This is a genomic window from Micromonospora sp. NPDC005197 (genome assembly GCF_040608295.1).
Lineage (GTDB): Bacteria > Actinomycetota > Actinomycetes > Mycobacteriales > Micromonosporaceae > Micromonospora.
The window spans coordinates 37,380-58,134 of sequence record NZ_JBEXHY010000016.1 but is presented as its reverse complement, the minus strand read 5'-3'; the positions used below and the strand labels follow the sequence as shown (position 1 = coordinate 58,134).

The following is a 20,755-nucleotide window of genomic DNA, read 5'->3' as shown; positions in this document are numbered from 1 at the left end:
CGCGTTCGGGTAACCGACGGGCTCTCAGGGTGGGCTCGACGCCCGGGGCCAGCAGGCGGGCCCTCGATCTGCCCGACGGTGGGGCTAGCCGTCATTGGCCACCCTCTGATCGTCATCGCCAGATGAACGAAAAGGTCGACAGCCATGCGGCCAAGGTCCTCGGTTCTGACCTGACCGACCGGTCGGCTCCGCTTCTTGACGGCTGAGATGCCGACGAGTCGGTGCTCGCTCCCCTCTTACCACACGAGCTTGATGTAGGCGGAAAAATGAACCCCACCTCTGTCTCCGGCAACCGTTCACCCATCGCTGCACAGGGTCCGGCGCACAACCACCTAACGTGTCGTGCCCACTCATCGAGGTCAGCCAAGCCTTCAGGTGGGGTGAACAATGAGTGAGAGCCGTGATTGGGGACAGGTCGATCCCGGACTCGCGCAGTGGATAGACGATCATCGTCGTCGGGTCGTGAAGGCATACGGTGCCAACCCCCTCTTGATCCCTGAGCACGCCAATCAGGAGGACAGCTATCGAACTGGTGGGTACGCGCAGCGTCAGCTGTTGGAGCTGGTCCAGAACGCCGCAGACGCCCTGCACCGAAGCGGTGCGCGGGGACGGGTTGAGCTCCGTCTCGCAGGCGGCTCGCTCTACTGCGCAAACGAAGGGGAAACTTTCACGCAGTCGGGCCTCGAGGCCATCTGCCATGCCTTCTTAAGCGCGAAGCGGGGCGAAGAGATCGGCCGGTTCGGGCTGGGCTTCAAGTCGGTCCTCGGCGTCAGCCGGAAACCTGCCGTCTTCAGTCGGTCGATCTGCTTCGACTTCGATGCAGCGAGGTCACGAGCTGAGCTCCTCGCCATCGCGCCGGACGCCCCGCGGTTCCCTGTTCTGCGTCTTCCGTCGCTCGTTGACATCGAGCACGAGATGCAGATGGACGAGACTCTGCGGGATCTCGCTTCCTGGGCTCAGACAGTGGTCCGTCTTCCGCTGTCGAGCGACCGCACTCGCCTCGAGCAGGAGATGCGGGACTTTCCCCGCGAGTTCCTGCTCTTCGTGCCTAACGTGTCCGCCCTGCACCTTGTGATCGACGGAGGTGTCGAATCGAGGTTCGAAGTCGAGCACAAATGTGTGGAACTGCCGTCCGGTGACCTGCGTCTTGAAGGCGAAACCGGGCAGCAAGCCGACTGGCGGGTGTGGCACCGTACTCACCGTCCATCGGACGGGGCGTTGGGTGAAGTCGGCGAGGCTGTGCGGCGCGAGGAGGTCCGCATCTCATATGCGGTTGCGTTGGCGGACGCGCAGCAACTCGGGCGGTTCTGGGCCTACTTTCCATTGGCGGATGAGACATCGGCCCGCGGAATCATCAACGCGCCGTGGCGAGTCAATGACGACCGCACCAACCTTCTCACTGGAGTCTTCAACAACGAGCTTCTCGACGTCGCTGCAGAGATGATCGTCGCTGGCCTGCCCACTCTGACAACAGCCGAGGACCCGGCCAGGCACTTCGACTACCTCCCTGCCCGTGGGCGGGAGGCGCATAACGACGCAGATCGTTACTTGACCGAGCGGGTACCGCGCATAGCTGCGCGGACGCGCTGCGTGCCGGACGCGGACGGGCAGCTGCAACTCCCGAGTAGTCTGCGCTTGCCGCATTTCGATCTGCGTCTGGAGCTCCCTACACATCGCGCGTGGCACGAGGCCCCGGGCAGGCCGGCGCAAGTGCCGCATTGGTCCTGCTACCAGACAGCCACACGACGGGCCCGACTGCGCTCGGTCGTTCGAGTGGAAGACATGAAGGTCTCAGACTCGGAGGTCGGGGCAGACGAATGGCTCGTGTTGATCGTGCCGGACGGCACGGACGAGCAGTGCAAATCCGCCCTAAAGATCTTGGGGACCGTTAGGGATGACCTGACTCGCCGAGACATGCAGGGTGCGAGCGTCCTACCGGATACCTCCGGGCGTATGCGGCGACTCGACGAGACGGACCAAGTCTTTTTGCGAGGCCACGTCCTGAGTTCCACCGCCGGTCTCAGCCTGGTCCGCGGATCGTTCTTGGACGGCGCCGGTGTTGAAGACACCTTACGCAACCTTGGATTCCGCGATGTCGATCCAACCCTTGAGCTGAGGAAACTCCTTCAGAAAACAGGAAGGGACTGGGGCGACTACGAATGGACCGCATTCTGGAAGCTCGTCGATGAGGTATCTATCGCCGACGCGCAGCGCCTGCTGGAGGAGCACGTTGCCCTCGGCGGTCGCCTCTGTGTTCGTTGCGCGGATGGGTCCTGGCATGTGGTCGGAAACGTCGTCGTTCCTGCGGTCGTGGAACCCCGCAGGGCCTCGCTCGCCCTGGACACCGAATTTCATGATTTGCATCTGACTATTCTTCGCGCGGTTGGCGTGGATGCTCGGCCGATCGTTACCCGTGCAGCGCTGCATGATCCGATGTACATGGAGTACGTGCGGACCGTGCGAGAGCAGCATCTGCGCGACTTGCCGCCTCTGGGCCGCCCTGACCCCGACCTGCTGCACTTCGATACCGAGGCGGTCGGTCCCCTGCACCTGCTCCGACGCTTCGCCGACACGGATGATCCTGTGTCTCAGGAGGCGTGGACGCGTGAGCTGCTCTATGTGGACGCGCCGGAACGTGCACGCTTGAGGCACCCTAACCACCGCCTCTTCCCTAACGTACGGGAGGTGCAAGCGCCCCATCTTTGGGCAGCAAGGACGTACGGTCTCTTCGCCACGGACTGGGGACCTCGCCGGGCGGAGGAAGCCGTCGGTAGAGGGCTGGCCGGGTACTCGCCTCTACTTCCTGTCGCACACTGGCAGTCGACGGCCAAGCTCTTGCTTCCAAAGACTCTCGTCGACGTACCCGCCGTCGTCTGGCGCGAGTTCCTCACGCGCGCGCCTGCCGAGGCTGACCCATGGGGCCTCGGTCGGTTGCTGACCGAGGCCGCGCGGTGCCTCGTCGGGGAGACGCCCTTGCAGGTACCTGCGCTGTCCGACGCGTCAGGGGTACTAGCGGCGCCGAACGAGGTCCTCCTCGCGCGCACAGAGGAGGAACTCCGTGCGTTGTCGGGACGTCGCTTGCCGTACGTCGCCGTAGCAAAGGACGAGGATGCTGATCTGCTCATCGACAGATGGGGTTGCCGGGAGGCTTCCGCGCAACTTCGCGTTGAGATTGTTGCGGAGATGCCCGGGGAGCCGGTGGTTCTCCTGGACCGGTTCCGGGCCCTGCGCGCCCTCGCCGGCGGGGTTCTGGACGGGTTTGAACTCGTCGAGTGCCAAGGCCTGGCGAGGGAGATAACGGCCGCGGGTGGCATCGATCGGGAGCCTATCGACGTCGCACGAGACGGACACACAGTCTTTTACCTGGCGAGCCTCGAAGACGAAGAGCTTCTGGAGAGGCTCGCAGAAGAGTTCGATCTACACCTCACGACAATGAGCATCGAGCGGATTCTCAGCGACGCGCAGGACGAGCAGATCAGGTCACGCATGGCGACGTGCCGGGTCGAGCGCGATCCCGCAAAGAAGCTCTTGACGCTTGTCGATCCGCGCGTTTTGGAGTCGAAGCTGCCCACCGGCCTGCTTCAAGCCGTCCGGCACCTCGGGGACAACGGAGGCGATTACCAGCTGGCGGAGCTTCTGCTGCACGTGCATGGGTATGACGTCCTGCGCGAACTCCGCCACGAACTGCAGGAAGCGGGGTTCCCGGTCCCGACGCAGTGGGCGAGTTCGGCTCCAGCTATCAGCTTCGTCAGACAACTTGGCTTTCCCGCCGAGTACGCCGGCGAGCGAGGGCAGCGACTTGAAGCTGACCTCACTGTGCCGGGCCCACCCGACTTGAACCCCTTGCACCCCTACCAGGAGAAGTTGGCTGGGGAGATTCGGCAGCTGATCAAGGATCCCGACCGGGCGCTGCTGTTCCTGCCGACGGGGGCCGGGAAGACACGCGTCACGGTTCAGGCCTTGGTGCATGCCTTCGTCGAAGACGGCCTGAATGGACCGGTGCTGTGGATCGCGCAGAGCGAGGAACTCTGCGAGCAGGCAGTCCAAACCTGGAGCGTGGTCTGGAGGCAGTTCGGCGACCGCAGGCCGCTTCGGCTTTCCCGTCTATGGGACCGGAACGAGGTGGCCCCCAGTGACGACGAGGTCATGGTGGTGGTCGCGACCGACGCTAAGCTCGCGATCTGCCGGGACAAGGACGACTACGACTGGCTGAGTCAACCGTCCATGGTTGTGATCGACGAAGCGCATGTGGCAACGGGGAAGGACTACACCGCGACGCTGAAATGGCTGGGGCTGGACCACCGCAGAACAACGCGTCCGCTCCTCGGCCTGACGGCGACTCCGTTCAAAGGCACAGGCGGCGAAGAAGCCAACATACGGCTGGCCGCGCGGTTCAACAGGCGTCTGCTGGACGCACTCGGGGAAGACCCGTATGCGGCACTACAAGCTCAGGGCGTCCTCTCGCGGGTAGAGCACCGCATTCTCGACGGCGCGAACCTAGAGCTCGATGCGCAAGAACGGGATTACGCTCTCAGAACCCGGCAGCTCCCGCAGGGTGCGCTGGATCGATTGGGCAAGGATCAGGCTCGCACACAGCGGTTACTGGAGGACATTGGGTCATTGCCCGACGAGTGGCCCATCCTGGTCTTCACCGCGTCGGTGTTGTCGGCACAGGTCCTCGCCGCGCTGCTTCGTGTGCGCGGCATTGGCTCGGCAGCCGTCAGCGGGGCGACCCGTACCCAGGAGCGGCGCCGTAGCATCGAGGCTTTCCGCGCGGGCGACATCAGAGTTCTGACTAACTGCAATGTGCTCACTCAGGGATTCGACGCGCCGAGTGTCCGGGCTCTGTACATCGCCCGGCCCACCTTCAGCCCGAACGCCTACATTCAGATGGTCGGACGTGGCTTGCGAGGACCAGCGAACGGCGGCAAAGAGGAGTGCTTGGTCGTCAACGTCGCAGACACCTTCGGCCAGTTCGGCGAACGCCTGGCCTACCAGAAGTTCGACTACCTCTGGGAGCGGCAAGGGGGTCGGCGTCGGTGAGGCTGATTCCTGAGGTCGACCGCCTCGGTAGCGTCGGAAGTACTGCGGAGCTTCGCCTTGCGAAGCTGCTCGCACAGGCCGAGTTGTCGGAGCCGGCGACGTGCCTGTACTCGGTGCATCTGCCTGCCCATGAGTACAAGCGGATGTCGGAGGTGGACTTCCTAGCCGTGTGGGACGACACAGTCCTAGTGATCGAGGTCAAGGGTGGCCGGCTGGGGCGACACGGCGGGACGTGGACCGTGACGGATCGGTACGGCGAGGTAACGGAGAAACGCGAAGGGCCGTTCGAGCAAGCACGTTCGGCCATGTTCGCGCTGGAAGCACGGTTGCAGGACCGGATCCCCGCCTTGGACGTCGCGTTCGGTTATCTGGTCGTCACACCGGATCAGGAACTTGGGGATGATCTCGAGTGGGATCCTCAGCAGCACGTGGGTTTCCGGTCGATGACCGTCTCGGGCATCGAGAAGGCCCTCGAGGGATCACGCCGTTTCTGGAAGTTGCGGGCCCGCAGATCAGTCCGCGGGGGAGCGTACCGAGAACTGCTGAGGGTGCTACGTCCCGACTTCGACCGTCTCCCGACCCTGCGAAGCAGCATGGTCAGCCTCGAGAGTGAGTACGTCCGGCTGGCCGATCGGCAGTACGACATGTTGTTGGGCGCCGAGCGCAATCCGCGGGTCCTGTGCATCGGCGGGGCGGGCTCGGGCAAGACTTTGCTGGCGGTCGAGACGGCCCGGCGCGCGGCCCGTCAGGGCTATCGTGTGATGCTTACCTGCCGCTCCGAACCACTCGCGCGGATGCTCAGGGAACAGCTTCGCGACACGGACGTCGTCTGCGTTCCTTTCGATGAGGCACTCGGCGGTGGCACCGTCGATATGCTCGTCGTCGACGAGGCGCAGGACATTCTAAACGTCGAGTCGTTGCTGGAGCTGGATGAACTGGTCGATGGCGGCTGGTCCGGCGGACGATGGCGCGTCTTCTGCGACCCGAATAACCAGGCGAACGTGGACGGGACGTTCGACCGTGTCTGCTTCGACGAGCTGGCAGCACTCTCGTCGGTCGTCGAGCTGCCATTCAACTGCCGGAACACCGCGACCGTCGTTCACCAGACGCAGATGGTTACGGCCGCCGACCTGGGGGTCGCCCGGGCGGGCGAGGGCCCACCCGTGGAATACAAGCGGTGTTCGGACAAGAGTGCCGTTGCAGCTGTGCTCGACGCACAGCTCAAGCGCTTGCGAAAGGACGAGGTCGACCTCGCTGAGGTCGTCGTCGTGACGATGTGTGACAGGGTCTCCGACAGTTCGGCGACGGCTAGCAAGGCCTACCGGACCGGGCGACTCGTCGCGGCGGCGGGAGGCTTCGAAACGACCGCAAACGCCGCGCGTCTGGTCACCGCTGCCGAGATCAAAGGGCTGGAAGCCCTACATGTTTGCGTCGTCGACGTGGACGACGTCCACGACCCGGTGTCCAGGGCACGGTTGTATGTCGCGATGACCCGACCCCGAATCAGCCTCTGGCTCGCGCTGTCGGACCAGGCTTGGCGACAAATTGCGGAGGGCCCGAGCGCTGGAGGAGCAAACTGATGCATGCCTACGACCCCGTCGCAGTTCGGGACGACCTGGTGCAGTACCTCCGAGAGCAATACCTCGGACCGGCGAGCGGAGAGGAGGAAGTCGTTCAAGGGCGGCCCGACCGGATCTATCTCGTAGGCACTCTTTACCCCCGTGGCCGGTCCGCAGAGCGACCTGACGGCAGTGTGTTGGGCGACGATTCGCACGACGAGGAGCTGGACGAGCCCGTCGAGCTCGCCAACGCCTGGCACCCCGCCTCCGCGGCCATCTCGTTCCTCCACGACGCTGTCACTCTGCGATGCACCGTCAAAGCAGCGGTCTACGAGCCGGACGTCACCGACGGTGGCGAAGGTGGCAGGGATCGCTGGCGACGACGAAGGTTGGTTCAGGAACCGGTCGAGATCTCGGCCGATGCAGGTCCGCCGGTCAAGAAACAGAACGTTCTGGAAGATCGGGCCCGACTCGTGTCGGTGTGGAGGCCCGTCGGCGAACGGTGGCTCGTAACCGTCGCACTGGAAAACCGGGCGGAACATGACGAGGCCGACTCCCCGCTGCCTACCGAGCAGTGCCTCTTCCAGGTCAACGTGCGGTGCGAGGCCGTGGGAGGCAGCATTCTGCCCTATCCGAGCAGCCAGGAGCTCAGCACCGACGAGGAAGACGAGGAGCTCCGCCTGCTCTATCGCGCGCGCCGCGCGTACGGCGTCGGCCACGGCTGCTCGGTGAACTGGGACCCCGGGCCCGAAGGCACCGCCACCGCCGTGTCAACGGACATGCTTCCAGCGACCACCGTTCCCGCCGTCAGGGCAAAAGGTCTAAACCTCCCGATTCTTACTCTCGCCCGTCTGGGCGACGAGACCCTGCCGGTCAGACGCCTGTGCACAGAACTGAGCGACTTTGTCCTCGCCTACGAGGAGTGGATCGGGAAACAGGAGACAGAGGCGAAAGCGCTCGAGGAGCGATACCAGCCAGCCGCCGAGCGCTTGCTGGAACGTATGCGGCGCGCCGCTCACCGGATGAGGGAGGGCATCCAGCTGCTGGGCGACGACAAGGACCAACGGCCGTTGCTCGCCTTCAGGCTCGCGAACGCCGCCATGCGCGAGCAGATGCTGCAGAGCGGCCACGTGAGGAAATCGCCGGGCAATCGTGGTGCTCCGCTGCCGGTGCGGCAGCTGCCCGCCACGGAACCCGCCTGGCACCCGTTCCAACTAGGATTCCAGCTGCTGGCTCTTGCTTCGACCGCCCTGACTACGCATGACGACCGGGAAACCGTCGACTTAATCTGGTTTCCTACGGGTGGCGGCAAGACGGAGGCATACCTCGGCCTCGCCGCATTCGAGATGATCCGACGCCGTCTGTATCGGGGGATCCACGGCGGGGGCACGGCCGTCCTAACCCGGTACACTCTGCGGCTGCTGACCGCCCAGCAGTTCCAACGCGCCGCGACGCTGATCTGTGCCTTGGAGCAACTGCGGGAGACGAGGCCGGAGCTTCGAAACACACCGCCGTTCAGCATCGGCCTGTGGGTGGGCGGCGAGACCACGCCCAACAGCTTTGAGGACGCCCACCAGCTCACGACCGAGCTGAGAAAGGCTCAGGAACCGGAGAGCCCGTTCCAAATCCAGTCCTGTCCGTGGTGCGGCACCCCGATCCTGCCGAGCACCAAGCAGCAGGACTCGGGAGCGTACGGCGTTCGGACGACCAAGCACACCTTCGAGCTGTTCTGTCCTCACGGTGAATGCCCCTTCCATGATCTTTTGCCCGTAAGCGTCGTCGACGAGCAGATGTTTCAGGAACCTCCGACGCTGCTCGTCGCGACGGTGGACAAGCTGGCACGTCTCCCCTGGGTCACGGACGCGGGATCGCTGTTCGGTCTCGGTAATGTGCCCTACGACGCGCCCAGCTTGGTGATTCAAGACGAGTTGCATCTGCTGTCCGGCCCGCTGGGCACGACGGTGGCCCTCTACGAAGCCGCCGTTCAGAGCTTGATTGGATGGCAAGGTTCACGCCCCAAGGTCGTCGCATCCACCGCAACGATTCGGGCGGCGGATCACCAGGTGCGTGGGCTCTTCGGCTCGAAGGTTGCTCTTTTCCCGCCCAGCGGCCTCACCGCCGACAACAGCTTCTTCGCCGAGATTGATCATGACGTCCCGGGGAGGCTTTACCTCGGTCTCATGCCGCAGGCGCACACACAAGCCTTCGCGACTGTCCTTACCTGCGTCGCGTTGCTGCAAGGACCGCGCTACCTCGGCCTGGAAGACGACGCGCTGGACGCATACTGGACCGTCGTGGCCTATCACAACAGCCTGCGCGAGCTCGGCCGTACCGTGACCATCGCCCGGGACGACGTCGAGAGCATGCTCCGTGCCCGGGACAACAGAAACCGCCCGTCACGTAGCCTGCGTCGCGACGGGGTTGTCGAGCTCACGAGCAACGTGCCGGCCAACCAGCTTCCCAAGCTTCTGGCGCGACTGGAGCGGACGGTCCAGCACCCCGAGGCGATCGACCTCGTCGCAACGACCAACATGCTGTCGGTCGGTATCGACATCAGCCGGCTGGGACTGATGCTGATGAACGGGCAACCTAAGACCACATCCGAGTACATCCAGGCGACCAGCCGCGTGGGGCGCGCGCACGTGCCCGGACTCGTCGTGACGTTGCTGAGAGCAAGCAAGCCCCGCGACCGCTCGCACTACGAGGCGTTCCGCGCGTACCACCAGGCGCTCTACCGCTACGTGGAGCCGACGAGCGTGACCCCCTGGTCCTTGGCATCACGCCGCAGGTCGCTTCCGGCGGCGCTCGTTCTCCTGGTCAGGCATGGCGCAGGCTTGCGCGCAAACGAAGACGCTGGCGACTTCCGGACCGGTGATCCGCTCGTGAGGGCAGCTGTCGAGAAGCTCTGCGCCATTGCCCGCAAGGCCGACCCTGAAGAAGCGCAAGAGGTCGAAGCAGACGTGCAGCAGCTGGTCAACGATTGGGAACACCGTAGCCGGCGGGCAGAGGAATCGGGCGAGCGGCTGAAGTATGACTCCAAGACCGGCCCGGCACTGCTCAAGGACTTCGGGGAGCAGCGGGACGGATGGGCACTGATGCACTCGATGCGATCGGTCGATCGGCAGGTACGGGTGGTAGCCGTGGGGGAGTCGCTGTGACGAAGCGGGGCAGGTCCAAAATGAGGACGGTCAGACTCAGCCAGGTCGTGTCTCCGTTCGGCGTAGGTGCTGTCTTCGACGTCCTCGGAGAATCCCTGATGGGCGTCGACATCAGCGGATGGGCGTACAACAAGACCACAAAGGTGGAGTCAGGACGGCTCGAGCAAGCTCTTGGCGTAAAGGAGCTGCGCTCGCCGCCGAGCGTCCCGTCTTACCCGTCTAAGCACACTCCAGGCATTCCCTACCAGCGCTTCCCGCGTTGGCTCTTCTGCCAGAATTGCCGACGCATGCGATACATGCGCGGTGCTGAGGAAACCGGCGAGGCGCCGAAGTGCGCGCACTGCGCTGCACACATGGTGCCCATGCGATTCATCGCGGTGTGCGCCAAACGCGGCCACGTGATGGACGTTCCTTGGGACCGATGGGCGCACTCTCAGTCCGAAACCGAGAACCAGAGGCGCTGCCGCAAGCAAGAGCTGCGCTTTGACACGAGGAGCGGTGGATCCGAGGGGCTGTCCAGCCTGGTCGTGCACTGCATGACCTGCAACGCGTCTCGGCACCTCGGCGAGCTGCCGAGCCGGGACTCCCTGAAGAGAATCGGCGTGCGGTGCACCGGAACGCAGCCGTGGCAGCGGGGCAACCTTTCATGCGACGAACGGGTCGAGGTCCTCCAGCGCGGCGCCACAAACGTCACGCTTCCAGAGGCGACTACGGCGTTGGATATCCCGGAACCGACCGCTCCCGCCCGAGACCTCGAGGCTGACATCCGGCAGCACCGCAACTTCGACGACGTTCGTACCGCTCCCGACGGGCCGCGGGCTAGTGTTCTCGTCGATTTGATCGCCGAGGATCTGGGGGTGCCCAAGGACCTCGTGTTGCGCGTGGCGCGAGGTGCCGGTGGTGCGGACTCAGCGGAGGGCTTGCGAGAAACCCGAGCAGGCTTGCTCAACGGTGAGTGGCGGGCATTCATGCAGGCCACCGACGCCAACGGTGAGGCCATCGGGACTCCGAACTTCATCGTGTCTTCCACGGAGCTGGTAGCGGGCGCGCGCAGCGAGGTATACGACTTGCTCGCCGAGCAGGTCCAGGACATCGTGCTGGTACACCGCCTGAGGGAGGTCCGCGTTCTCCACGGGTTCCGGCGGTACGACCTTGCGGCGGACGTCGTTCCGGTCGACCTTGGACCCCGCGGACGCGAGCGCTGGCTGCCAGCGATCGAGTCGTTCGGAGAGGGCATTTTCCTGTCGCTCGACCAGCAGAGGCTCGCCTGCTGGGAGCAGATCGACGCCGTTGCCGACCGCGCGGAACTCCTCGAGCGACGCCGCCGCGACAGCCACATTGGATCGCGATTCCCGGAAGTTTCGCCGAGGTCGGTTCTCCTTCACACGCTTGCACATCTGCTGATCCGTCGTTTGGCCTTCTCCTGCGGCTACTCGGCGGCCTCTCTGCGCGAGCGCATCTACGCCGGCGTCGGGCCGGACCCGGAAGCCGGGTTTTTGATCTACACGGCGGCGGGCGATGCCGAGGGCACACTTGGCGGGCTCGTCCGGCAGGGCGAACATCCCCGTCTTGCGCAAACGCTGCTCGCCGCACTGGAGGAAGCGGCTTGGTGCTCCGCCGACCCAGTATGCCGAGAAAGCCGAGGGCAGGGGCTGAACAGCTTGAACCTCGCTGGCTGCCACGGCTGCTGCCTCGCCGCAGAGACGTCGTGCGAACGATCGAATGTGCTGCTCGACCGGGTCCTGGTGGTAGGTGACGACCAGACACCAGGATTCTTCGGCGATGTAATCGAAGCCCTTCGAGCTGCCTCCGTGGCGCAGATATGAGGGCCGCAGAGGAGCCAGCCCGCGAAGGCCATCGGACGGGCGCACTGGCGAAACGACTGGAGGACCCCCGACAAGTCGAGCTGGCACGCTGGCAGCTCGACGCTGTCGCGACGTGGGCCGGCGGCGGCGATGGACCCGCGTACCGCGGAACGCTGGAAATCTTCACAGGTGGGGGCAAATCCCTGATCGCGCTGGAGTCCATCCGCCGCGCGGCGCTCCTCGAACCGCAACTCCACGTCGCCATCGTCGTCCCGACGCTCGCACTCGCCCGGCAGTGGCACGACGTCGTGCTACGGCACACGGCGCTGGACCCACGGGACGTCGGCCGGCTCGACGGCGAGCACAAGGACGACCTGCAATCCAAGAGAATTCTGATCAGCGTCCTCAATACGGCCGCCGAGCGGCTACCCGAGCTGGCAGCAGCTGCAGCATCCCCGCTCATGCTCATCGTCGACGAGTGCCACCGAGCGGGAGCGCCTCGTTTCTCGCGCGTGCTGGAAACCAAAGCGCCGTTCCGGCTCGGCCTCAGCGCCACCGCAGAGCGCGACGACGTCGATGAGCAGGGCCTGCCGATCCAGTACGACGACCACATACTCGGTGAGAAGCTCGGTCCCCTGGTCTACCGCTTCGATCTCCGTGCCGCCCGGAAAGTCGGATGGCTTCCCGAGTACACCGTGCACCACCACGGGGTCGAGCTGACGTCGGAGGAGCGCCGCCGCTACGAACAGCTAACACGGCGTATCGACGACCTGTCGGAGCGACTCGACGACTTGGGTATGCCGAGTTCATTGGCGCGGCAGGCGTCAGGGCGGCCTGGTGAAATGGGGGCGCTGGCCCGTAGTTATGTAGGGACTGTGGCGCAGCGGAAAGACCTGCTCTACCGAGCGGGCGAGCGTGCACGTGTTGTGGCAGAGGTTCTGTGCAGCTTGGTCGACCGGGCGGACACACCGCGCGCCTTGTTGTTTCACGAGCGCATCGACGAGGCGGTCGACTTGCACCGCCGGCTGACTGACGCCGGCCTTGGATTCCCGATCGGTCTGGAGCACTCCGGACTGCCCGAGGCGCAACGACGGGATGCTCTCGCACGCTTCACACAAGGCTCGACGCCCGTCCTTGTCAGCGTCAAGTCGCTCATCGAGGGCATTGACGTGCCGGACGCCGACGTCGGCATATCCGTCGCTTCGTCATCGAGCGTCAGACAGCGGGTGCAGGCACTCGGTCGGGTCTTGCGAAGGCGTTTCGACGGCGGCAGCAAACACGCCGAGATGCACATCATCTACGTCCACGACACGGTCGACGAGGCCATCTATGCCAAGGAGGACTGGTCCGACCTGACCGGGGAGGCCGTCAACCGGTACCGGCTATGGCGGGGCGGAGCTGTAGCACCGGAGGAACGCCATGGGCCGCCGAGGACGCCCCGACCCACCGAGGACCAATTTTGGGAGGGCCTCGGCCGCAAGGTGCCCCCGGAACCGGTGTTGTGGACGCCCGACCTGCCCGTCTCGGAATGGAGCCTGGATTCGCGCGGCTCCGTCACGACCGTCACCGGCACGTTGGTGGCAAATGCCCAGGATGCGGGTCGGCGGGTCGCTCTGATCAAGAGCGGCGGTGGAAGGTTCCGTATTTCGAGTCGGCACCGATTGATCGTGGTGCCTGATTTTGAGGGCGGGCAGACGCGAGCCTGGCTGGTTGGTCGGCTCGAAGAGCCGTTCCAGCTCGCCGCATCCGTGGACTCGGAGACTCAGTCGTCTGCTCTTGCCGACGAGCCCGAACCCGGAGCCCCATATTCCGGTCCGAACGACCGGAAGGGCGGCAGCTACCACCTCCGACAGAAGGGCGGCGGCCTCATCGAGCGGCGCGTCGCCGGAGGCCGGGAGTGGGCTGCGGTCGACCCGTCCGACGGTCCGGCCGAACTGGTCGACAACGCCGTTCGGCTGCTGCATGCGTGGCGCCGAACGGGGGAGAGCGGCCTCCAGTTCCACCTCAACGCAGCCGGGGACGCCTACTACGTGAGCGGTGGACAAATCCGCTTCCTTGCCCGCGTGCCCGGCGGCTTCGCCTGGCCAGGCTAGCTCGGAATTTCCAACCCCCAACTACAACTGAAGGTGACAGTGACGGTACCTAAGCAACGGCGGCAATACCCCTGGCTCGAGCCGTCGTCGGCCAAGACCGACGCCAAGTACCGGGTAACCGCCGATCGGTATATCCGACTTGTCTATGTAGTGGACAGGCGGGAACGGGCCCTCTTGACCACCGACCAGCACTCGCGACTCGTCGAGATGGTGGCCGAGGTGAAAGGAGAACATGGAGAGCCTCCTTCCGGCGTGTTCTACATTAACGAGTGGCGGCATGTGCTAGTGAAGGCCGGTGGTGGGACCTGGTACGCGGGGCGCTACGACCGGCTTCTGGAGTTTGATCTGGACGGAACGAGGATCTCCCCGGCCGCGCCCGGCCACCTATCTCCAGGCGACCGCTGGGCTGGGCCGCGCGTCGGCGTCAAGTACACGCTGAAGGCGTCCGGAGACGACATCTACTGCCGCCGACAGATCCGGCCTGGGCGGCAGCGCGACGAGTACCTGTCAGACTACCTAGCGTCAGCCAACGAAGTCGTGCGCCGATGGTCCAAGTACAAGAGGGCGGGGGGCAGCATCTACATCAACGAGGCGCGTGAGCTGTTCGCGCCGGTCGGTGCCGACGTCGTCGCGTACACATATCTCGGGCGCGTTCCGCTCGACAGCTGGTTCCCGCAGCCCAACGTCGTCGACGAATACTGAGCCCAGCGATCGTGGTCGGACGCGGCAACGCCCGTGGGAGGGGCGGGCCGACCACGAGGGGGCGGCATAGGCTTGACGGTACAGTTGGTCGCCGGGGTTCCAGGCTGCGGATGAGGCGGGTAGAGCATGGTGTCGGCCGAACAAGCTGCTGCGCCGCCGCTTCCCATGGTGCCCTCGTCGCCTATGGTTTCGGCGCAGATGAGTCGCCTCCCGCGTCGGGACACCGGGCCGGAGGTTCAGCTACGACGGATGTTGTATGCCCAGGGTCTCCGCTATCGGGTGCAGCTGCCCGTACCTGATTGGCGACGCCGGACGATCGACGTCGCCTTCACCCGCGCGAAGGTGGCCGTGTTCGTCGACGGCTGCTTTTGGCACGGCTGCCCGGAACACGGCATGGTTCCACGGAGCAATCAGGCGTGGTGGGCGGCCAAGCTTGAGGCTAATCGACGCCGGGATGCGGAAACGACGGTACACCTCCAAGCCCGCGGCTGGAGGGTGCTTCGTTTCTGGTCCCACGAAGACATCGTCGAGATAGCTGCCGCCATCACACAATCATTGTGCGACCAGCTCGCGAGCGAGATGAATTTATAAGCGTGCGACAGCTGCAGGCCACGCTGCTCGACAGGCTATTCAGCAAAGCTCGGCCGATGGCTGCTATTTCCAAGACCTGGGGTCGACTGCTGCTCCATCTCGATGATCTTTTGGGCGATGCGCTCTGCCAGAAGGCTGGGAACCGCGTTGCCTACTTGAAGGGCCATAGTGTCGGCGGTCCCCCGCAGCCGCGCTGCCGGAGGGAAGGTTTGTAAAAGCATTGCCTCCCTCAAGGAGATGGCGCGATTTTGCTCGGGGTGGGCGAATCGGCCCCTCGTTACGTTAGTGCACCCAGAGGTGAGGGTCGGCGCCACACGATCCCACCACATCCGCCCATAAATGTCGTAATGTCCCCTGTGGTTCTTATGGCACTCCAGCACAAGTTCTTCGGGAAGGTCTAGGCGACTGCCACCTTCAGGAATGTGCTCAAGCCTGCGCCGGGCGAGTTCGCTGTGTCGACGGGCCTTATGGAATGGATCGCCAGGGTCTACCCCGCCGGACCCCAGCCTTCGCAGATGCGAAATGGCGTCCCGTACGGTCGTGTGCGGTTTCTTATCGCCGTCCGTCCCATGGGTGCGCTCGGGCAGCTCGGGGAGGGCGACGCGGCTACCGATGACCAGGACTCGCCGGCGACGCTGGGGCACGCCGTAGTCCGCTGCGTCGACCACCTCCCAAGCAATGCTGTAGCCCAGCTCACCGAGCTTCTGCCGGAAGATCTCGAAGTACTGGGACCAGCGCCCCTCAACCAAGCCGGGAACGTTCTCGAAAGCGATGTGACGTGGTTTGAGAGCCTCAACCAGGCGGAGGTACTCAAAGATCAGTGAGTTGCGACGAAGGTCATCGTCCGTGGTCTTGGTTCCCCGCCGGAGCACGGTGAAGCTTTGACAGGGTGGGCAGCCGAAGAGCAGGGTCAATTCACCAGGCTTGACTCCGGCGGCAGAGAGCTCCTCCACGGAAACGTCGCGGATGTCCTTGACGAGCGGCTGCACTCCTACGTTCAGCGCAAAGGCTGCGGCGGCGTCAGGGTCGATCTCGACTGCGGCGAGCGTCTTAAATCCGGCCTTCTCGAAGCCCATAGATCCGCCGCCGCACCCCGCGAACAGGTCGACCACGGTGTGCATGTGTTTTCTCTCCCCGATGCGTGACGCCTTGTGCCCGAACGCATGATCGGCTGGGGTTAGACAATAGCCGCATCAGGCTGAGTGAGCGCGAGCGGGCGCGCGCGTCCGTCTCCCAGGCGGTCGCAGGCGGTGATGGGCAGGTATCTGAGTGAACAGCCGAGGAGGCCTGACCGTTCGCTCGCAGAGCCTGGACCAACTGGCCGCTCGTGGGCGAGGATCGAGCCTTTTCCAAGCTGATCGTGCAGCTTAGGTGGGTGTGGCAGGGCCTGTGATCGATGGGTGCGAGGCTCCAGGTAGGACAGCTGTCGACCAAGACTCGAAGGCCCGACCGGGAGCCTCGCCGTGCTGTCCTAGCCCGCCACGATTCCGTTGTCCAGCCGCACCCTGAACCACCTCGCCGAACGCATCCGCGGCCACCGTTAGCAGCGCCGATCACGGTGGCGGCGCCTTCACCCCGGTCGGCAGGCGCTGCTGGCTCTGGCCCATCTGCGTAACGGCGACACCTACACCCGACTCGCGGCCGGCTTCGAGATCGGCGTCGCGACCGCCTGGCGCTACGTCCAGGAAGCGATAGCCCTGCTCGGCGCGGCAGCCGACGACCTTGACACCGCGATGCGACGCATCCGGCTGCTGGCATACGCGATCCTGCACGGCACGCTGATCCCGATCGACCGGGTCGCGAGCACAAGCCCTACTACAGCGGCAAGCACAAACGCCACGGTGTGAACGTGCAGGTCATCGCCGATGCCGCCGGCCGCCTCGTGTGGGCATCACCGGCATTGCCCGGCTCGGCACACGACCTGACCGCCGCCCGCCATCCGGCATCATCGATGTCCTGACCAGCGCGGAGGTGATGACCTTCGCCGATAAGGGCTACCAAGGCGCCCGCGGCAGCGTCCGCACCCCGTTCAATCGGCGCCGCTTCCGGCCGAAGCTGTCACGCAGGCAGAAGACCGTGAACCGGGCCCATGCCAAGATCCGCGCCCGCGGTGAACGAGCGATCGCCACGCTCAAGACCTAGAGGATCCTGAACAAGCTGCGCTGCTGCCCACGCCGAGCCACACCGATCATCCAAGCCATCCTCGTCCTGCACCACGTCGAAGCGGACCGCTACGCAGGATGAAAATGGCTCAGTGGAGATCCTCGCCCGCAACTAGGGGATTGGATCGCCGGGCTTCGGCGGTGGCATTGTCTTCGATGTCCACGTCCGAAGGAATCCCGGCGGTTCGGTGCCCGTGCCTCCGTACTCGTGCTCGGTCTCGTCGCGGCCGGTGCGGTGGTCGCCCCGGCGAGCCCGGCATCCGCGGCGGTCCCCGGCCTGGTGCGAATCTCCGCCACCAGCGTCAGCGACTCCGCCGACTTCCACAGCGCCACGGCGACCTGCCCGGTGGGCAAGGTGCTGACCGATACGGGCTACGAGCTGAACGGCGTCACCGGTGAGGGTCTCGTCGACGACCTGCGCCCCAACGGCGGTCCGGCCACCGCGCCGACGGCGGTCACCGTCGGCGCATACGAGACGGAGGCAATCGCGGGCAACTGGTCGGTGACGGCGAACGCTATCTGCGCCAACCCGCTGCCTGGCCTGGTGCGGGCCTCTGCGGTGGCTGCCAGCAACTCCCTCGACTTCCGCAGCGTCGTCGCGACCTGCCCGGTCGGGAAGGTGCTGACCGGCGCGGGCTACGAGCTGAACGGTGTCACCGGTCAGGGTGTCGTTGACGACTCCCGCCCCAACGGCGGCCCCGCGACCGCGCCGATGACCGTCGACTCGGGCGCGTACGAGGAGAACCGTTCGCCGGCAACTGGTCCGACACGCCGTACGCCAACTGCGCGACGGCGTAGGAGTCACTCATCCGGTGTGGCCGCCCCGCGCGTTCGCGGGGCGGCTGCACTGTTGACCGCTCGGCTCAGGAGCCTCCCTGGCGCTGGACCCGCCCCTCGCCGGAGACCTTGGCCCGGCCCAGGTCGCCCTCGGTGCCGGCGGGGCCGGTCGCGGTACGGCGGTGCCGTTTGTCGGGCGAGTGCTCCATGGGCGAGCCCTGGCGGCCCGGAGCGCCGCTGCCCGGATGCCGCCGGCCTCGTGCCGACTCGCCGTCGTTGTCGTGTTTGTTCTGCTTGTGGCTACCCATGCACCGCGCGTACCCGGTCACCCGGCGGCTAGTCACGAGCCACCCGGCGAACGTCAGGCGTTCGGTGTCCGTGAGCTGGGCAGGAGCGGGGTCGACCGTGGCAGTCGCTCGCGTTGCTCCAACGGGAGCCATTCACCCTTGGGGTCGAGCAGTTCGATGAGCTCGACGAGTTCGTTCTGCAGGCGTACCAGCCGCTCATTTCCGCGGGTGGCCTTGGGCTCCCACCTCGTCCACCTCCGCCAAGAGGCGGGTGAACCAGGATGCGAACCTCGGGTCGGTTTCGAGGCGGTCGCAGAAGGCCGCGTATCCCAGCACCTCTGTCACCGGGCCCTCAGGCGACTCCACTCGATGCAGCATGACTTCACCAATGGCCCGCTGGTGCCCCCGGAACACGCGGAACGGGCCGGGCAGTGAGTCGGTCGCCAAGGGATGATGAATCCGCTGGATCGCTGCGAAGAGTTCCTTGGTGCTCTTTACCGACTCGATATCGAGGAAGCGCTATTCCCGGCGGAGGACCTCCAGTCAGGCCAGGTGTTCGGCGAGGACGTACACGGTGTTTGTGGCGGACGTAGAGCTGCTCCTCGCTGTCGCCCGGGTGCAGGTACGTGCGCAGGAAGTTTCGGCTGAGCACGTTGTGCAGCCGAGACTGTAGCGACTCGGCTGACGCCAACAGTGGCACCCGGTAACGCCGGAACAACTCCTCGGCGAGTTCCACCTTGTCGCGGTTGCGCGCCTCGTCCTGCAGGCGGTGGGTGACGACAGCAGTCCGGTATGTCACCGCGACGCTGATCAGCGACACGGCGGCGGACACCACTGCGATGACGATTTCTGGCCCCATGTCGAACAGACTGCCTGGCTCCGCTGCCGGGGGATGCGTTCGACTCGCCGACCCGACCGTTCGGGAGATGCGCGTAGGGCAGGCAGACGGTCGATACCGCGATATGGCGTGAGCGGACGGCGTGCACGAGTGCTCGAACGTAGCGTCCGAACGGCGTAGGTCCCCAACCGCGCGACCTGAGGGAGGTAGCCATGCAGAGGCCGTTACCGGGGGAGCAGGCCCCGATCACCGTCAAGCTGGACCGGTGGCGGGCGGGGTTGCCGCCGGACGCCTGGCCCGACAACTTCCCATCGAGCGGCGAGGTCTGGCGGCGCGACGCCTTCGCGGTGGCCGATGCGTACCGAGCCGGCTCGGCCACCGCCCGGCAACTGCTGACCGCTGTGCTGGTCTGGGGTTACGGACCCATCGGGTACGGGCCGTGGCGCACCGCCAGGTCGCTCGGCGCCGACCCCGATGGCAAACGCCTGGCGTACGCGCTTGAGGAGGTGTCCGCGTCAGCACCCGACGAGGACGCGTTGCGCACCGCGTACCGACGCTTCCGCGACCCCAACCACGCTCGCCTGCCGTGGTTGGGGCCGGGATTGTTTACCAAGGTCCTCTACTTCGCCGGCTACCGGCGAGGGGTTGGCGGCGTGCAGCCGCTGATCCTCGACCGCGTCGTGGCCAGCCGTCTCCCCAGCGAGGCCGGCGTCGGCCGTCGTTCCGGCTGGTTGTCGGAGGAGTGGCTCGCGTACCTGCGCTGGGCGGCCGACCAGGCGCAGGCCAAAGGCGTTGAGCCGGACGCGGTCGAGATGGCCGTCGTCAACGACCACTGAGACGGCTACGACACAGCGCGGAGGCGGGCGTCGAGGGCGTCGAGGTCGGGGACGAACCAGATGTGCCCGGCCTGGTTCGACTCGTGCACCAGAGCCCGTAGCGCCGAGCTGCCGTCCAGGTGCGCCGAGATGTCACCGACGACGGCCAGGCGCAGCCGGTAGTTGACGAACTTCTGCATCACGTCGCCGGCGAAGCGGGTGCCCAGCGAGAAGAAGCGTTCGTCGAGTCGGTTGGCCGGCACCGCGACCACCTGCGCGCCTGCGAAGGCCGCGCCGATCAGGTCCAGCGCGTCCTGTTCGGTGGCGACGGTCGGGCCGGCCGGGTCGCAGATCAGCACCGGCACCCCGGCGCGTTCCTGGATCTCGTCAGGCATCGTGGACCTCCCGGTCGAGTAGGCCGTTGTCGGCATTGAGGACGGCGTCGAGCAGGTGCAGCACCTCGGCGGTGCCGGCGGGATCACCGAGGATGATGATCTTCAGGCGGCGGCGGTCATCGTCGTGCACGGTCTGCACCCGCAGCGGCCGGGCCGGATCGTGCCCGGTATTGACGCTGGCCAGCACGAGCGTGCCGAGCCGGTCGGCGGCGGCCCGGTCGACACCGTCGATCTGCACGATGCTCGACACCTCGGCCTGGCCGGCCACGGTGGCGGCGGGCGGCCGTCCGGTGAGCGCGTCGAGATCGCTGGCGGCGATCCGGTACTGCTTGCCGATCCGCACGGCGTGCAGCCGGCCGGAGCGGATGTAGCCGCGCACCGTCCGCACGTGCAGGCCGAGCCGGTCGGCAACCTGCTCTACCGAGTACATTTCTTCCGTCATCACTCCCTATCTTACCTCAACAGGGAACGATGCGGAATTATGCGACGTCGGCTGTCACATCTCGACGCCCAGCGTCGGTGGGGTCCAG

At 65.7% G+C, this 20,755-nt stretch carries 12 protein-coding genes and 1 pseudogene; 9 read left to right on the top strand and 4 right to left on the bottom strand.

What is annotated here, in order from left to right:
• Positions 1–387: 387 nt before the first annotated feature.
• The 7 genes from ABZU46_RS08875 (at position 388) to ABZU46_RS08845 (ending at position 14,951) form a co-directional block, all read left to right on the top strand.
• Entirely contained in the window at positions 388–5,043 is a 4,656-nt protein-coding gene (locus ABZU46_RS08875; RefSeq protein ID WP_354855871.1) for a DEAD/DEAH box helicase, read from the top strand.
• Positions 5,040–6,623: an NERD domain-containing protein gene (locus ABZU46_RS08870; RefSeq protein ID WP_354855870.1), complete on the top strand. Its 1,584-nt coding sequence runs from the start codon at positions 5,040–5,042 to the stop codon at positions 6,621–6,623. Before ABZU46_RS08875 ends, ABZU46_RS08870 begins: the two co-directional genes overlap by 4 nt.
• Positions 6,623–9,760 carry a helicase-related protein gene (locus tag ABZU46_RS08865; protein ID WP_354855869.1) on the top strand — a complete coding sequence of 1,046 codons (3,138 nt, stop codon included), beginning with the start codon at positions 6,623–6,625 and terminating at the stop codon, positions 9,758–9,760. The genes ABZU46_RS08870 and ABZU46_RS08865 overlap by 1 nt, the downstream gene beginning before the upstream one ends.
• Complete coding sequence (locus ABZU46_RS08860) at positions 9,688–11,586, top strand: DUF1998 domain-containing protein (RefSeq protein WP_354855868.1); 1,899 nt, start codon at positions 9,688–9,690, stop codon at positions 11,584–11,586. The genes ABZU46_RS08865 and ABZU46_RS08860 overlap by 73 nt, the downstream gene beginning before the upstream one ends.
• On the top strand, positions 11,583–13,658 hold the full coding sequence (locus tag ABZU46_RS08855; RefSeq protein ID WP_354855867.1) for a DEAD/DEAH box helicase: 2,076 nt from the start codon (positions 11,583–11,585) through the stop codon (positions 13,656–13,658). The genes ABZU46_RS08860 and ABZU46_RS08855 overlap by 4 nt, the downstream gene beginning before the upstream one ends.
• A gap of 39 nt (positions 13,659–13,697) precedes the next feature.
• Positions 13,698–14,360 (top strand): hypothetical protein, encoded by a 663-nt coding sequence (locus ABZU46_RS08850; protein ID WP_354855866.1) that lies wholly within the window; start codon positions 13,698–13,700, stop codon positions 14,358–14,360.
• Between the two features lie 126 nt (positions 14,361–14,486).
• Positions 14,487–14,951, top strand: coding sequence for a very short patch repair endonuclease (locus ABZU46_RS08845; RefSeq protein ID WP_354855865.1), 465 nt, complete (start codon positions 14,487–14,489; stop codon positions 14,949–14,951).
• Between the two features lie 35 nt (positions 14,952–14,986).
• Here ABZU46_RS08845 and ABZU46_RS08840 read toward each other — a convergent pair whose 3' ends face one another.
• A complete protein-coding gene (locus tag ABZU46_RS08840) occupies positions 14,987–16,072 on the bottom strand; it encodes a DNA cytosine methyltransferase (protein ID WP_354855864.1) in 1,086 nt (361 codons plus the stop codon).
• A 363-nt stretch (positions 16,073–16,435) separates the two neighbouring features.
• Here ABZU46_RS08840 and ABZU46_RS08835 point away from each other — a divergent pair.
• Positions 16,436–17,195: pseudogene (locus tag ABZU46_RS08835) on the top strand (transposase family protein).
• A 781-nt stretch (positions 17,196–17,976) separates the two neighbouring features.
• Here the strand turns inward: ABZU46_RS08835 and ABZU46_RS08830 are convergent.
• A complete protein-coding gene (locus tag ABZU46_RS08830; RefSeq protein ID WP_354855863.1) occupies positions 17,977–18,198 on the bottom strand; it encodes a hypothetical protein in 222 nt (73 codons plus the stop codon).
• A gap of 1,029 nt (positions 18,199–19,227) precedes the next feature.
• Here ABZU46_RS08830 and ABZU46_RS08825 point away from each other — a divergent pair.
• Positions 19,228–19,851, top strand: a complete 624-nt coding sequence (locus ABZU46_RS08825; protein WP_354855862.1) for a hypothetical protein — start codon at positions 19,228–19,230, stop codon at positions 19,849–19,851.
• A gap of 5 nt (positions 19,852–19,856) precedes the next feature.
• Here ABZU46_RS08825 and ABZU46_RS08820 read toward each other — a convergent pair whose 3' ends face one another.
• A complete protein-coding gene (locus tag ABZU46_RS08820) occupies positions 19,857–20,225 on the bottom strand; it encodes a DUF4180 domain-containing protein (RefSeq protein WP_354855861.1) in 369 nt (122 codons plus the stop codon).
• Positions 20,218–20,667: a helix-turn-helix domain-containing protein gene (locus ABZU46_RS08815; RefSeq protein ID WP_354855860.1), complete on the bottom strand. Its 450-nt coding sequence runs from the start codon at positions 20,665–20,667 to the stop codon at positions 20,218–20,220. The genes ABZU46_RS08820 and ABZU46_RS08815 overlap by 8 nt, the downstream gene beginning before the upstream one ends.
• Between the last annotated feature and the right edge of the window lie 88 nt (positions 20,668–20,755).

Bases quoted from the DNA above. Each gene is read 5' to 3' on its own strand.
- ABZU46_RS08875 (WP_354855871.1), top strand. From the start codon at position 388: ATGAGTGAGAGCCGTGATTGGGGACAGGTCGATCCCGGACTCGCGCAG.
- ABZU46_RS08865 (WP_354855869.1), top strand. From the start codon at position 6,623: ATGCATGCCTACGACCCCGTCGCAGTTCGGGACGACCTGGTGCAGTAC.
- ABZU46_RS08860 (WP_354855868.1), top strand. From the start codon at position 9,688: ATGGGCACTGATGCACTCGATGCGATCGGTCGATCGGCAGGTACGGGT.
- ABZU46_RS08855 (WP_354855867.1), top strand. From the start codon at position 11,583: ATGAGGGCCGCAGAGGAGCCAGCCCGCGAAGGCCATCGGACGGGCGCA.
- ABZU46_RS08845 (WP_354855865.1), top strand. From the start codon at position 14,487: ATGGTGTCGGCCGAACAAGCTGCTGCGCCGCCGCTTCCCATGGTGCCC.
- ABZU46_RS08840 (WP_354855864.1), bottom strand. From the start codon at position 16,072: ATGCACACCGTGGTCGACCTGTTCGCGGGGTGCGGCGGCGGATCTATG.
- ABZU46_RS08830 (WP_354855863.1), bottom strand. From the start codon at position 18,198: ATGGGTAGCCACAAGCAGAACAAACACGACAACGACGGCGAGTCGGCA.
- ABZU46_RS08825 (WP_354855862.1), top strand. From the start codon at position 19,228: ATGCAGAGGCCGTTACCGGGGGAGCAGGCCCCGATCACCGTCAAGCTG.
- ABZU46_RS08820 (WP_354855861.1), bottom strand. From the start codon at position 20,225: ATGCCTGACGAGATCCAGGAACGCGCCGGGGTGCCGGTGCTGATCTGC.
- ABZU46_RS08815 (WP_354855860.1), bottom strand. From the start codon at position 20,667: ATGACGGAAGAAATGTACTCGGTAGAGCAGGTTGCCGACCGGCTCGGC.